This window comes from Vibrio sp. HI00D65 (genome assembly GCF_001635455.1).
Lineage (GTDB): Bacteria > Pseudomonadota > Gammaproteobacteria > Enterobacterales > Vibrionaceae > Vibrio.
In genome coordinates this window covers 1-337 of record NZ_LWEH01000551.1, presented here as the reverse complement: position 1 = coordinate 337, position 337 = coordinate 1, and the positions used below count along the sequence as shown (strand labels likewise).

1 protein-coding gene is annotated in these 337 nt (G+C 42.9%); it reads left to right on the top strand.

Annotated features, from left to right (window positions below; translation table 11 throughout):
• Nucleotides 1-2: 2 nt before the first annotated feature.
• The coding region (locus A3712_RS28515; RefSeq protein WP_231891882.1) for a uroporphyrinogen-III C-methyltransferase at nucleotides 3-337 on the top strand (335 nt) is incomplete at its 3' end.

The window sequence follows — 337 nt, the reverse complement described above, 5'->3', positions numbered from 1 at the left end:
TTCTGGGTGCAGGTCTATTTGTCGGCACTCAATTTTCAGGTCAACAGGGCTATGTGCTGATATCAATTGCCAATAAGACCATTGAGATGAGTGTGACCACTCTGGCGATCTTTGTGATTGCACTTTTAGCGGCACTATTCGGCCTAGAGTACCTATTTAAAAAGCTAATTTATGCAAGTTCAACAACTTGGAATTGGTTCAGTGTTCGTAAACTANNNCNTGAGCATGATGCGGTTAGCGCAACCAAACTAATGGAAAGTGCCGATCAGCGTATCGCTGCACTTAACGATCCAAGCCTAGTATCATTGCGTCAGTCTATGACTAATGACATCACTAA